The 12,185-nt window shown below is 64.0% G+C and carries 13 protein-coding genes; 7 read left to right on the forward strand and 6 right to left on the reverse strand.

The window, feature by feature from the left end; genetic code table 11:
* Window position 1: 1 nt before the first annotated feature.
* The gene (locus LB555_RS14955; protein WP_140715824.1) at window positions 2-1,297 is read left to right on the forward strand and encodes a lipopolysaccharide biosynthesis protein; all 1,296 of its coding nucleotides are present in this window, start codon (window positions 2-4) and stop codon (window positions 1,295-1,297) included.
* 6 nt (window positions 1,298-1,303) lie between these two features.
* Here the strand turns inward: LB555_RS14955 and LB555_RS14960 are convergent, their stop codons facing one another.
* From LB555_RS14960 to LB555_RS14970, 3 genes are read right to left on the reverse strand one after another with little or no spacing between them, the layout of a single operon-like run.
* Window positions 1,304-2,230, reverse strand: a complete 927-nt coding sequence (locus tag LB555_RS14960; RefSeq protein ID WP_224683159.1) for a DUF6492 family protein — start codon at window positions 2,228-2,230, stop codon at window positions 1,304-1,306.
* Complete coding sequence (locus tag LB555_RS14965) at window positions 2,227-3,033, reverse strand: WecB/TagA/CpsF family glycosyltransferase (protein WP_015316291.1); 807 nt, start codon at window positions 3,031-3,033, stop codon at window positions 2,227-2,229. Before LB555_RS14965 ends, LB555_RS14960 begins: the two co-directional genes overlap by 4 nt.
* On the reverse strand, window positions 3,030-4,202 hold the full coding sequence (locus tag LB555_RS14970; RefSeq protein ID WP_224683160.1) for a glycosyltransferase family 4 protein: 1,173 nt from the start codon (window positions 4,200-4,202) through the stop codon (window positions 3,030-3,032). The genes LB555_RS14965 and LB555_RS14970 overlap by 4 nt, the downstream gene beginning before the upstream one ends.
* 171 nt (window positions 4,203-4,373) lie before the next feature.
* Between LB555_RS14970 and LB555_RS14975 the strand changes: the two genes are divergently transcribed.
* Genes LB555_RS14975 through proC form a run of 3 tightly spaced genes read left to right on the forward strand, consistent with a single transcriptional unit; the run spans window position 4,374 to window position 7,545 of the window.
* Window positions 4,374-5,372, forward strand: a complete 999-nt coding sequence (locus LB555_RS14975; protein ID WP_140660782.1) for a glycosyltransferase family 2 protein — start codon at window positions 4,374-4,376, stop codon at window positions 5,370-5,372.
* Complete coding sequence (locus tag LB555_RS14980; RefSeq protein ID WP_140660781.1) at window positions 5,341-6,669, forward strand: O-antigen ligase family protein; 1,329 nt, start codon at window positions 5,341-5,343, stop codon at window positions 6,667-6,669. The genes LB555_RS14975 and LB555_RS14980 overlap by 32 nt, the downstream gene beginning before the upstream one ends.
* Window positions 6,670-6,729: 60 nt before the next feature.
* The gene (gene proC, locus LB555_RS14985) at window positions 6,730-7,545 is read left to right on the forward strand and encodes a pyrroline-5-carboxylate reductase (protein ID WP_224683161.1); all 816 of its coding nucleotides are present in this window, start codon (window positions 6,730-6,732) and stop codon (window positions 7,543-7,545) included.
* Between the two features lie 10 nt (window positions 7,546-7,555).
* Here proC and LB555_RS14990 read toward each other — a convergent pair whose 3' ends face one another.
* The 3 genes from LB555_RS14990 to LB555_RS15000 are packed head-to-tail and all read right to left on the reverse strand — an operon-like array spanning window position 7,556 to window position 9,570.
* Window positions 7,556-7,948 (reverse strand): type II toxin-antitoxin system VapC family toxin, encoded by a 393-nt coding sequence (locus tag LB555_RS14990; protein WP_015316286.1) that lies wholly within the window; start codon window positions 7,946-7,948, stop codon window positions 7,556-7,558.
* A complete protein-coding gene (locus LB555_RS14995; protein ID WP_015316285.1) occupies window positions 7,948-8,190 on the reverse strand; it encodes a type II toxin-antitoxin system VapB family antitoxin in 243 nt (80 codons plus the stop codon). Before LB555_RS14995 ends, LB555_RS14990 begins: the two co-directional genes overlap by 1 nt.
* Window positions 8,191-8,235: 45 nt before the next feature.
* Window positions 8,236-9,570, reverse strand: coding sequence for an NAD(P)H-dependent oxidoreductase (locus LB555_RS15000; RefSeq protein WP_140614672.1), 1,335 nt, complete (start codon window positions 9,568-9,570; stop codon window positions 8,236-8,238).
* Window positions 9,571-9,908: 338 nt separating this feature from the next.
* Here LB555_RS15000 and LB555_RS15005 point away from each other — a divergent pair, with 338 nt between their 5' ends.
* The 3 genes from LB555_RS15005 to LB555_RS15015 all read left to right on the forward strand — a co-directional run bounded on the left by LB555_RS15005 (window position 9,909) and on the right by LB555_RS15015 (window position 12,155).
* Window positions 9,909-11,315, forward strand: coding sequence for a PTS galactitol transporter subunit IIC (locus LB555_RS15005; RefSeq protein WP_015316283.1), 1,407 nt, complete (start codon window positions 9,909-9,911; stop codon window positions 11,313-11,315).
* A 71-nt stretch (window positions 11,316-11,386) separates the two neighbouring features.
* Complete coding sequence (locus LB555_RS15010; protein ID WP_015316282.1) at window positions 11,387-11,848, forward strand: PTS sugar transporter subunit IIA; 462 nt, start codon at window positions 11,387-11,389, stop codon at window positions 11,846-11,848.
* Window positions 11,849-11,867: 19 nt separating this feature from the next.
* Window positions 11,868-12,155, forward strand: a complete 288-nt coding sequence (locus LB555_RS15015) for a PTS sugar transporter subunit IIB (protein WP_015316281.1) — start codon at window positions 11,868-11,870, stop codon at window positions 12,153-12,155.
* Window positions 12,156-12,185: the final 30 nt, after the last annotated feature.

Here is a 12,185-nt window from a genome sequence, read left to right on the forward strand (position 1 = left end):
TATGACTGAGGCCAGCGACATACCGCAAAGGCGGACCTTCGCGCGGATCGGCACCTTGATGGCCGAACGGCGGGGGCTGGTGCGCGACTATTTTTCGGCGATCAGCGGCGCCGGCGGGCGATTGGTGTTTTCACTCGCCTATTTCATCGCGCTCGCCAATACGCTGTCGATCGCAGAGTTCGGCATGTTCGCCACCGCCTCGGCGGCCGGCGTCATGCTGTCGAGGCTTCTCGCCTTCGGTTTCATTTCGGCACTCTACCGCACCGCCACCATCCGCCCCAATCTGATCGGCACGTTCACAGCGGGTTTCCTGCTGCTCGGCGCCGTCTCGCTGCCGCTTTTGGCCGTGGCCTCGTTCGGCGTTTACCTGATCTTCTTTGCAGGCACCGTGCCGCTGTCGGTATTCACGGCGATCGTTTTTGCCGAGGCGCTGCTGTGGCGGCCGGTGGAAGTGGCGCTGATCGTCAACAACGGGCTGGGCAAATTCGGCCGTGCAGCCGTGCTGGCGATCCTGGCCACCGCCCTGCGGGCGCTTGGCGCGGTGTTGTTCATGGTCTCGCCACAGCATGACATTTGGATGTGGTCGTGGTTCTACATAGGGGCCAACGCCGCCTCGCTGCTTTTGGCTTTTGGCTGGTTCTATCCACGCCAGCGGCTGCGGCTGCGCATCGAACTCTATCTGCGGCGGCTCGCCGATTCCATCTATGTGGCCGGCGCCGAGGTGTTGTTCTACCTGCAATCGGAATTCGACAAGCTGCTGGTGCTGGCGATCGGCGGCCCGCATTTGGCCGGCATCTATGCCATCATCATGCGGCTCGTCGACCTGACGGCGATCCCCATCCGTACCTTCTCCATGATGCTCGTGCAGCGCATGATGCGCGCGCCGGAGCTGCTGTCGCGCCTTGCGATAAAGAGCGGCATCGAGGGCGGCGTGTTCCTCGTTTCAACGCTGGCGCTGGCAGCGCTTGGCATCGTGCTGCATTTCTTTCCCAACGCACTCGGCAGGAATGTTTCCGAGGCCTCACCCCTGGTGGCGCTGGCGATCTGTGTGCCTGGACTGCGCAATCTGGTCGAATACCAGGCCGAGCTTCTTTTCGCGCGCGGCCAGACGCTGGTGCGGGCGCTCAATCTCGGCCTGCTCGCCGCCCTCAAGGCGCTGCTGCTGATCTATGTGCTGACCACCATTTCCGAAACATCTGATCTGGTGCTGTCGCTCAACATCGTCTTCCTGCTGCTCTACCTCGCGTCCATGCTGCTGACCTATTCGGCGCTGCGCAGACCGGCCAAGGCAATCTAGGACAAATCAGCGATCAAGCCCGATCAGGCGTCGGATCCGGCCTATATCGGTGCCGATGAAGGACTGCATGCCGATTGCCACCTGCTCTGGCGCCATGCTGGCAACGAAGCGGCGGAACTCGTCGTCCGACAGCGCCTCGCCCGTCCAGTGGACGCGGCAGAATTCTTCCGAACCGTGGAAGTGGCCGGCTCCGTCCAGCAGATCGTCGACATAGCGTCCGTAGATCATGCATTCGGAGAATTTGCGCGCCGAGCCGATGACCTCGACCCAGTCGCGGCCATGGACCTTTTCGATCCGGCCGCACATGGCAAGCACCGTGTCGCGGCGCCAGGCGATCAGCGTCGAGATATAATCATGGACCGATCTCCGGGACGAATCGATGCCAAGTGCCGTTCCGGCATTGCACGACCACAAGCGATGCTCGTCATGGCCGTCATCGGCGAGCACGCCATCCCGGCGGAACAAACGCGCCTTGCCATCTCGCCAGAAGGCACCGCAATCAAACGCCTTCAGGAAAGCGACGTCGGAATCGCAGAAGATCAGCACATCTTCCCCTGCGTGCGCCGATATGGCGATACGGCGCAGCTGCTGCACGTGCCAGCCACGCAGCGGCTGGGTTTTCAGGCTGAGCCAGACGCGGCGGCGAAACAGGCTGAGCGGATCGTCGAAGGCGCGCAGCCAGCGCGGCAGGAGATCCCGCTCATCGACGACCGAACGGCGGCTGGTCTGCAACTGACGGAAAAGCGCAAGGTCGCGATGTTCGACCAGAATGTAGTGGTGCGCGGCACCCGAGACATGCCGGTCAAGCGTTTCGCACAGCAGTCGGCAGCGTTCGAAATCCGGGGCGTAGCTTGCCGTCACAACCGCTGCCGTCGGCGTCTTCGGCAACAGGCCTGGGCCGGCCAGCGGGTCTGGGACGAACCGCTTGTTCAACGAAACTCTCCGGGAGCATCTGCGACGGCCTCGGCGCCGCGCGCCCATTTCTGCTTGACGACCCGCCACAGGAACAGGGGGTTGCCGACCACGTAGCGGCGCCAGAGCCGGCCCGGCTCGACCGCCAGACGGAACAGCCATTCCAGCCGCAGGCGGCGCATCCACAGCGGTGCGCGCGGCACCGAGCCGCTCAGGAAATCGAGCAACGCGCCGACCGCGATCGGCAGCGTGCAATGGCGTTCGTCGATGTGGCGTTCAATCCACAATTCCTGGCGCGGCACGCCCATCGCGACCAGCAGCATATCAGGCCGTAGCTTTGCGATGCGGTCGATGATCTCCGGCTCCTGCGCGGGGGAGAAATAACCGTCGTGAATGACCACGAAGTTGTGCTGCACGGCAAGCGCCGCCAGCTTCACGGACGCCGCCTCGGCGTTGACACGGGTTGCTCCGAGCAGCCCCACCGTCAGCGGCCTCTTGGAAGCCTGCAGGAAGGCCGGCACGAAATCGGTGCCGTTGAGATTGTCGGGAAACGGCGCGCCGTAGAGAAGCTTCGCGGCGAGATCGACGCCAATGCCGTCCGGCAGGATGAGGAAATCGTCGAGCGCCTCGGCGAACACCGGGTCGGTGTGGGCGATATTGGCATTGTGGGCGTTGAGGAAACTGACCTTGGTGAAGCGCCGCTCGGCGATCAATCGGTTCAGCAAGGCAATCGCATCGTCCCAGCGGATCGCCAGCACCGGGATACCGAGGATTGCCTTCAGGCTGTCAAAGCCGAACGCGGCGCGGGCGGCGTGCATGTTCATGCAAACACCTCCTCCCGCACGGCGCCGATTTTTTCGAGACCGACACGAACCGCGGCGTCGAGCGCCTTGACCTGCCGGCGATGGAAGGTGCTGCCATCGACATCGTGAATGTCGGCCGCGGCTGCCTCCAGGGCCCGGGCGAAGCCGGCCGGATCGTCGGTGACGACGCAATTGTCGGGGCGATGGTCGATGCCGCGCAGCGACCGGCTGGTGGCGACCGAGGGCAGGCCAAGCTCGAAGGTCTCGATGGTCTTCAGCTGTACGCCGCTGCCCGCGGTGCTGATCAGCGGGATGACGGCCGCGCCGCGCACGAAAGCCCTGGCATCTGCGACACGGCCGACAAACTCGACGCCCGGATGCGCGGAGGTGACGCCGGAAGGCATGTGACCCGCTATGCGGATGCGGAAACCAGGCCGCAGATGCGGCACCACCTTGCCCAAGAACCAGTCGAGGCCGATGCGGTTCGGCTGCCAGGTCCAGGTGCCGATCAGGGCCGCGTCACAGTCGATCGCGCGCCGGCCGTTCCAGACTGGCGCCGTGGCGCCGGTCACCAGCGGCAGCACCGCCGAACGATCATCCGAGGCGACGCCAAGTGCCCCGCGATCCTCCTCGGCCAACGTGAAGACAAAACGCGCGCGGCGGCAGAGGCGCTCTTCGACCAGTTTGAGCAGCCTTGCCTCGCGCCGAAACAGCAGGCGCTGGAAAATGCCGGCGGCGGCAACGGCGTTCTCCCGCGCCGAGAGATGCTCGACATTGTGGGCGACGAAAATCGAAGGCCGGTCTTCGAAGACCCGTTCGAAAGCACCGGCGAACTGCACGGAATTCAGCACATAGCCATCGAACGGACCGGCTCGTTCGAGGGCGGCCTGAACATCGTGGCTGGACACCGCACGCAACTTGACCGACGCGAAGGTCAGGCCTGAAAACATCGCCTTGCCGACCCAGACAAGCTTTTGCAGCGGCGAAGCACTTTCGGTGCGCACGTCGACCGCCCCCAGCACCACGGTATTTTCGGGATCGGCCGCGGCTTTCCCGGGCCAGGTGAAGCCGATGACCGTGACGCGCGCGCCGGCGCGCCGCAGGGCGGCGATAATCGCGGCGTTGGCTATCTCGTAGCCCGAGGCGAGAGCACCGTCGGGCACGATCGATGTGGCGAACAGCAGATGCATCTTACCTATCCTGTGGTGTAGCCGGTAGCAAAGCGCGGTGAACCCTTGATTAAACGAGCACGATCAACGCCCCAAAACCCATGTCTGGCGGGCCTCTCCGTGCAAGGTGATTAACGAAACCTTATCATCGTGGTGCTACCAGAACGCGACTCACGACGCGGCTGGACACGGATGATCCCTTTGCCATTGGACGGTTCGGTATCGATCGCGGGACGATCTCGCCTGCTCGACGTGGAGGCCGTCGAAGCGATCGTCACCTTGCCGACGTTCAAGCGGCCGCAGCAGGTGCTGGAGACACTGGCGTCGCTGCGCGCGCAGCAAACCGACAGGCGCTTTGCCGTCATCGTCATCGAGAACGAGGCCGAGGCGCGGGAGGGCGCCAAGGCGGTGCTGCCGCTGTTCGAGCGCGGCGAGATACCGGGCATGGTCATCATCGCGCATGAGCGCGGCAATTGCAGCGCCTACAATGCCGGCTGGCAGACGGCGATCCTGCAGTTCCCGAACTTCAAGCATCTTCTTGTCATCGACGATGACGAGACCGCCGATCCGCAATGGCTGGAGCGGATGTGCCACGCCGCCGAAACGCTCGCCGCCGACATCGTCGGCGGCCCGCAGGTGCCCGTTTTTGCCGATCCTGCCCATGCCAAATGGGCCGAGCATCCCGTCTTCGCACCCCCCTACCGGGAGACGGGACGGGTGCCCGCGCTCTATTCGTCCGGCAATCTTCTGGTCGGGCGCAACGTGCTGACCGCGATGGGGCCGCCCTTCCTCGATCTCAGATTCAATTTCATGGGCGGCGGCGATTCCGACTTTCTCAGCCGGTCGGCGCAACGCGGCTTCGTGCTGGGCTGGTGCGCCGAAGCCAAGGTGCGGGAGACCGTTCCGGCCCGGCGCGTCGAGACCGACTGGATCCGCGCCCGCAGCCTACGCAACGGTGTCATCTCGACACTGGTGGAAAAGAAGAGGCGCGCCGGCATGCCGTTCGCCGGCGCCAAGGTATTCGCCAGGAGCCTGGCGCTGCTTGCCGCCTCGCCGGTTCGCGGCATCATGCGGCTGGCGCGCACGGGATCCCCGGCGGCCGCCATCTACCCCGTCCATGTGGCGCTGGGCCGCGTGCTGGCCGAATTCGGATATGCCAATGAGCAATACCGCCAGCCTGAGAAGAACTGAGCGCGCGCCGCTCAGCGCCGCGTTCACGCGCGGTGGCGTGGCGACCGCGATCGCCGCGCTGCTGTTCACCGTCATCATGGTGTCCTTCCGCCCGTTCCAGCCGGCCGGCGCCGAACTCACCGGCGAAGGGGGCGACATCGTCAATCAGCTCGGCTTCGGCTCGCTCGGCGGGATTTCGATCTTCGCGCTGATGGCCTTCGCCGATCCGCGCGTCGTGCGCTCGCTGCTCAGCCCATCCTGGATACTGATGCTGGGCTTCTTCTTCCTGTCGGTGGTGCTGGCGACCGATCCGCCCTCAGCAATGCGCGCGGCGTCCTTCACCATGATCGGCATCCTGACGATGGCGACGATTCTGGCGCTACCCCGCGACGCGGAGTCCTTCTCCAGGGTCATCATCTTCACCGCGGTCGTGGTCATGGGCCTGTCCTATCTCGGCCTGATCGTCTTTCCGCACGAGGCGATGCACACGGCTGACTCGCAGGAGCCTGAACATGCCGGCCTGTGGCGCGGGGTGTTCACCCACAAGAACATCGCCGGCCCGATCATGGCCTGCTTCAGCTTCGCCGGGCTTTATCTCTACCGACGCGGCCAGCGCTGGTGGGGCGCGGGTATCTTCTGCGCGGCGATGATCTTCATGCTGCACACCGGCTCCAAGACCACCGCCGGGCTGGTGCCGTTCTCGATCCTGATCGTGATGTTTCCGAGTCTGATGGGCATGCGGCTCGGTACGCCGATCCTGTTCATGCTGGCGATCATCGCCACGGCGGTCGGCACGCTGGGCATCGTCTTCCTGCCGCCGGTGAAGCATCTGGCGGCCATCTACTTCCCCGACCTCACCTATACCGGCCGGACGACACTGTGGGAGTTCGCCGGCTCGATGCTGGCGAAGAAGCCGTGGACCGGCTACGGTTATGAGAGCTTCTGGGGCACGCCGCTGCTGCTCAACCAGGACCAACCCTTCGATCGCCCGTGGGACATCAGGACCATCGTGCACGGCCATGACGGCTATCTCGACATCGCGGTGCTGATGGGCATCCCTGCCCTTTGCGTGGCGGTCTACACCTTCCTCATCGCACCATTGCGCGACTATATGCGCATTCCGCCGCGCAAGGAGAACATCTATCTCGGCGATTTCTTCATGATGGTGGTGCTGTTCACCGCACTCAACGCCTTTCTCGAGAGCTTCTTCTTCCATCGCGGTGATCCGGTCTGGCTGTTCTTCGTGCTCGGCGTGCTGGGCCTCAGGCAAGTGTCGTTGCGGCCGATCGCGGTGCGCACGCCTGTTCAGCGGTCCTGAGAGGGCTTCCCCACCGACCCGCGAGCGTCTATGTCATGGCCTTTCCTCGGAGGGCTCTCGATGACGATCAGGCTTGTTCTCGCCGGTTGCGGCAATATGGGTTACGCCATGCTCTCGGGCTGGCTGAAGTCCGGCAAGCTTGCACCCTCGGCGGTTTTCGTGGTCGAGCCCAATGCCGAGCTGCGCGATCGCGCAGTGGCGCTTGGCTGCGGCTCGGCAGCGGATGCCGGGGCCATTCCGGCGGATGCCGTGCCCGATCTGGTCGTCATCGCGGTGAAACCTCAGGTGATCCGCGACGTCACCGCCGCGTACAAGCGCTTCGGCGATGGACGCACCACTTTCGTCAGCATTGCCGCCGGCACGCCGTCCGCCACCTTCGAGGACATCCTCGGCAACCGCGCCCCCGTTGTGCGGTGCATGCCCAACACGCCGGCGGCCATCGGCAAGGGCATGATGGTGGTGTTTTCCAATCCCTTGGTTTCCGCCGACGCCAAGCGCTTCGTCGCCGACCTTCTGTCGGCCAGCGGCGAAGTGGCCACTATCGACGACGAGGGCCTTATGGATGCGGTGACCGCCGTGTCCGGATCGGGTCCGGCCTATATCTTCCATTTTATCGAAGCGCTGACGGTGGCCGCAGAGAAGGCCGGCCTGCCGGCGGCGACCGCCAGGCTGCTCGCCATGCAGACCGTCTACGGCGCGGCCTCGCTCGCCGCCGAAAGCCGCGAGGACCCGGCTATGCTGCGCAAGCAGGTGACCAGCCCCAACGGCACAACGGCGGCGGCGCTTGGCGTGCTGATGGGCGATGACCGGTTGACCAATCTCCTTACGCAAGCGGTGGAAGCGGCGCGGCTGCGGTCGATCGAACTAGGGAAATAGAGCAGACTCCCTAGGCCAGATCGGTATGCGAGAAGTCGTTGCCTTTGTAGAGCAGAGCAGAGCCGCGGCCCTTTGCGCAAGCATAGGACAGGCAATCGGCCAGGTTGAGTTGGGCGGGATGCCCGCGTCCTTTTCCATAGTCTGAAAAAGCTTGGACCGCGAGCTTGGCGTCGCCGGCGTCGATGGGAACGATTTCGATTTCGGCCTCGCGCAGAAAAGCCTCTATCGCCACTTCAGCGACGAGCGGCTCGACGGCCAGCATAGTTGAAAGCCGCATAGCCGCTTCGAGCACCACCAGCGCGGAAGTAATCCTGCGAGGTGCTACCGCGATGCGGTTGCTCCACTCGCCAGCATCTCCTTCTCCCGAAAGAATTGCGACGACCACCGAGGTGTCGACAAACATCAGGAGTGGCCCCACATCTCATCGATCTCATCCTTGTGTACGGGCCGGCCGCCCTGGCCAGCTCTGGCTTTGAGTTCATCGGCGATGGCAGCCAGCCGCTGCGCCAACGGAGCGCGTCCACTTTCCCGTTTCAGTTCGGACTCAAGAGCTTCGATCACCGCCTCGGTCATCGAAATCTTGCGTTTGGCGGCGAGCCGCTGTGCCAGTTCACGTGCACGCGGGTCCCTGATCTGGAGGTTCATTGGTCGATCCTCGGCGTCATCTGCCATTACAATATAGCGCATCTGTCATGACAGCGCCACAACGGGCTTGTTTCCGTACAGCATCTCGTCCTGCAGGCGGCGCAGCGCGAACAGACTGGTCGTCCGGTCTGGCGCTGCATTGTCGGTGGTCAGCAGTGCACCTTTCCTGACCGGCTTCAGCACCTTGCCGCCCTCAAGCAGGCCGACCGGCACGGCGCGCTGGGAACGCGCGTCGCCGACGGTCATGGTCCAGGAGCGATAGCAGGTCTCGCCGATCGCATCGAAGGTCTCGCCGGCGGCGAGATCGCGCTTGGCGACGGCGCAGACCTCGGCAACCGGCCGCGGCAGCGGCACCATGTCGGGCTTGCCGAACAGCACGATGCGAGCGGCCGTCAGCGGCACTTCCAGTGAGGTCAGATGGTAGGGCCGGAACAGGCTGTAATAGGGACCGCGGCCGATATGCAGGTCGTCCATGCGTTCGATGATGCGCGGATGCGTCGCCTCGACGATGACGAAGACACCGGGCGCCACACCCTTGCCGATGGTGTAGTCGACGACGCCTTTTTTCAGCAGGAGGCCACCATCCTCGCGCGGGATCAGCACCTTGACGAGGTCATCGCGGTCGGCCTTGGGACCATGCATGCCGGGCACGTCAGGCACCAGCCCGGTGGCGTTGGCGATGGCGCACATCTCGACCATGGTCTTGGAGCCGTCGACGAACTCGACCAGCATGCGCGGGTTCATGTTGCGGCGGGTCGCTTCCTCGCGATAGTCGTCAGGCACGGCATCGTGGTTGAGCGGGTTGTTCTTGCCCTTGCCAGCCGAGACGATGGTAAGGCCGAGTGCGGACGCGAACTCGATCAGTTCCATGCAGCTCGACGGCTCGTCGCCGGCGCCGACCGAATAAACCACGCCAAGCCGGTCGGCCTGCTGCTTGAGGTAACAGCCGATGGTGACGTCGGCCTCGACATTCATCATCACCAGGTGCTTGCCGTGCTCCATCGCCATCAGGTCGAAATCGGCGGCGACGCCCGGCTTGCCGGTGGCGTCGATGACGACATCGATCAGTGGGTTGGTGACCAGCATCTCGTTCGAGGTGATGGCTATTTTTCCAACCTCGATCGCCGCGGTGACTTTCGACGCGGTGTCGGCTTCGACCGCCATCGCCTCGTCACCGTAGGCGATGCGGATGGCGTCACGCGCGGTATGCGGGCGCCGGGTCGAGACGGCGCAAACCGCAATGCCGGGCATCAGCATGCCTTGCGTGACGAGGTCAGTGCCCATTTCGCCGGAGCCGATGATGCCGATGCGCACCGGGCGGCCCTCGGCGGCACGTCTGGCGAGATCGCGGGCAAGCCCGGTCAAGGCGACATTGGTCATGCGGGATGTCCACAGCTTCTTGGTCTGGACGCGAATTAGCAGGGACCATTCCCCTGTGCCAACAAAACCGCTCGCGACCGGCGATTTCCAACGAAAATGACCCGTGACAAGCGTCGTCGCCTTGGCCGATTGGCCCAAAGGCTTGCCAATTGACATTGTTGCGAACAGTCTCAATAAAACATTCGTTTGCCAACAAAGGCAAATGTTCATCGAGACAACCGCTCGGAGGGGCACTCGTCTCGCGGCATCTGGGGAGTGCCTTTGCGCTAAGGTGGCGGCAGAGGCTGAGAGAAAGGAGCACCGCGAAGCTTTAGGCTCGGGGCTCCAGGGGAGGAAGAATGGATACTCTACTCGCTGGCCTCAAGGGGGCCATCGACACGCTCGGCGCGACAATCCTGCTGCCGATCGTCATTTTCATCATTGCCGTGGTTTTGGGCGCCAAGGTCAGCAAGGCCTTTCGCGCCGCCGTCACCATCGGGGTCGCCTTCATCGGTATCAACCTTGTGCTTGGCCTGATGTTCACGTCGATCGGCGACGTCGCCAAGGCCATCGTCACCAACACCGGCATTCATCGCGACATTATCGACGTCGGCTGGCCCTCGGCGGCCGCCATCGCCTTTGGCTCCTCGGTCGGGCTTTGGGTCATCCCGGTCGGCATCCTGGTCAACATCGTGCTGTTGCTGACGCGCATGACGCGCACGCTCAATGTCGACGTCTGGAATTTCTGGCATTTCGCCTTCGTCGGCTCGCTCGTCGTCGCCGCCACCGACAATCTGGCCTACGGCATTGCCATCGCGGCCCTGGTTGCGGCGCTGTCGCTGCTGTTCGCCGATTGGTCGGCGCGCGCGGTGCAGCAATTCTACGGCGTTCCCGGCATTTCGGTGCCGCATCTCGCCTCGGCGCAAATCCTGCCGATCGCCATCATCCTGAACTGGATCATGGACCGCATTCCCGGCATCAACCGTATCAACATCAACACCGAAACCATCGAGCGCCGCTTCGGCGTGTTCGGCGAACCGGTCGTGCTCGGCCTGATCATCGGCCTCGTGCTCGGCGCCATCGCCTTCTACAATGCCGGCGATCCCGGCACGGTGCTGGCCAAGGTGCTGGGCACCGGAATGACACTTGCCGCGGTTATGCTGCTGCTGCCGCGCATGGTGAAGATCCTGATGGAGGGCCTGATCCCGGTTTCCGACGCGGCGCAGGAGTTCGTGCGCAAGCGCACCGGCGATCGCGAGCTTCTCGTCGGCCTCGATTCGGCGATCCTGATCGGCCATCCCGCCGCGATCTCGTCGTCGCTGATCCTGGTGCCGATCGCGATCATCCTGTCGGTGATCCTGCCGGGCAACCGCGTCATCCTGTTCGCCGATCTGGCGGTCATCCCGTTCATCGTCGCCATGACCGCGCCGCTGGTCAAGGGCAATGTGTTCCGCATGGTGGTGATCGGCACGGTGACCTTGGCGATCGGCTTCTATGTCGCCAATGCCCTGGCGCCGCTGTTCACCAGTGCGGCCGTCGCGTCGGGCTTCAAACTGCCGGCGGATGCTTTGCAGATCACCTCGGTGGTCGACGGCTTCCTGTGGGTGCCCTATGTGATCATCGAGGCGATCCAGGGACTTGGGCTCATCGGCATCATCGTGATCGCCGTGGTCATCGCGGCGCTGTTCGTGCTCTATCGCCGCAATCCGCTCGGCTGGGAACGGGCGGCGGGCGCCGAGGACGAGCCGGCCGAAGGCACGGCCTGAACGCAAGCGTGCCTTCATCTGAAACGATCGTGCGCCTTCGCCGGGCGCACGATTTATCGACGGAGCAAGACATGTCCGACGCCCTCATGCAGCTTCTGGATCCCGAAGCGATCGTGCTCGGGTCGGACGCGTCGACCAATGAGGAGATCATCCGCGTCCTGGCGGGACGGCTCGAGGCCCTTGGCTATGTCAAGAGCTCCTATGCCGACGCGGTCGTGCGCCGCGAAATGACCATCCCGACAGGATTGCCGCTGGAACGCGCCGACAATGTCGCGGTGCCCCACACCGATCCCGAGCATGTGCTGAAGCCCGGCATCGCAATGGGCACGCTGAGAAAGCCGGTGATCTTCGCCAATATGGAAGACCCCGACGAGAAGCTGCCGGTGGGTTTCGTCTTCCTGCTTGCCATCAATGACAAGGACAAGCAGATTGAAGCGCTGCAGTCCGTCATGGCAACGATCCAGAATCCAGATGCATTGGACGGCTTGAGGTCGGCCAGGACGCTTGACGACGTGCGCACCGTGCTCGGCTGATAATCAAGGGAAAGCTAAGATGGCCCGACAGAAGACAATTCTCTTTGCCTGCGGCACCGGCATCGCCACCTCGACGGCGGTCAACGTCGCCGTCACCGAGGCGATGAAGATGCGCGGCCTTACCTTCAACGCCCAGCAGGCCAAGGCAACCGAAGTGCCGGGGCTCGCCGACAGCGTCGACTTCATCGTCGCCACCACGCCGATCTCGGCTTCGGTGACCAAGCCGGTCATCAAGGGCCTCGCCTTCCTCACCGGCATCGGCAAGGACAAGGTGCTCGACGAGATCGAGGCGCAACTGCGCAAGTAGGTCGCGGACAATGCTGCCTTCGGTGGGCCC

The sequence above is a fragment of the Mesorhizobium sp. BR-1-1-10 genome (genome assembly GCF_020165595.1).
In the GTDB taxonomy this organism is placed as follows: domain Bacteria; phylum Pseudomonadota; class Alphaproteobacteria; order Rhizobiales; family Rhizobiaceae; genus Mesorhizobium; species Mesorhizobium australicum.

Bases quoted from the DNA above. Each gene is read 5' to 3' on its own strand.
- LB555_RS14955 (WP_140715824.1), top strand. From the start codon at position 2: ATGACTGAGGCCAGCGACATACCGCAAAGGCGGACCTTCGCGCGGATC.
- LB555_RS14965 (WP_015316291.1), bottom strand. From the start codon at position 3,033: ATGAACATGCACGCCGCCCGCGCCGCGTTCGGCTTTGACAGCCTGAAG.
- LB555_RS14970 (WP_224683160.1), bottom strand. From the start codon at position 4,202: ATGCATCTGCTGTTCGCCACATCGATCGTGCCCGACGGTGCTCTCGCC.
- LB555_RS14975 (WP_140660782.1), top strand. From the start codon at position 4,374: ATGATCCCTTTGCCATTGGACGGTTCGGTATCGATCGCGGGACGATCT.
- LB555_RS14980 (WP_140660781.1), top strand. From the start codon at position 5,341: ATGAGCAATACCGCCAGCCTGAGAAGAACTGAGCGCGCGCCGCTCAGC.
- proC (WP_224683161.1), top strand. From the start codon at position 6,730: ATGACGATCAGGCTTGTTCTCGCCGGTTGCGGCAATATGGGTTACGCC.
- LB555_RS14990 (WP_015316286.1), bottom strand. From the start codon at position 7,948: ATGTTTGTCGACACCTCGGTGGTCGTCGCAATTCTTTCGGGAGAAGGA.
- LB555_RS14995 (WP_015316285.1), bottom strand. From the start codon at position 8,190: ATGAACCTCCAGATCAGGGACCCGCGTGCACGTGAACTGGCACAGCGG.
- LB555_RS15000 (WP_140614672.1), bottom strand. From the start codon at position 9,570: ATGACCAATGTCGCCTTGACCGGGCTTGCCCGCGATCTCGCCAGACGT.
- LB555_RS15005 (WP_015316283.1), top strand. From the start codon at position 9,909: ATGGATACTCTACTCGCTGGCCTCAAGGGGGCCATCGACACGCTCGGC.
- LB555_RS15010 (WP_015316282.1), top strand. From the start codon at position 11,387: ATGTCCGACGCCCTCATGCAGCTTCTGGATCCCGAAGCGATCGTGCTC.
- LB555_RS15015 (WP_015316281.1), top strand. From the start codon at position 11,868: ATGGCCCGACAGAAGACAATTCTCTTTGCCTGCGGCACCGGCATCGCC.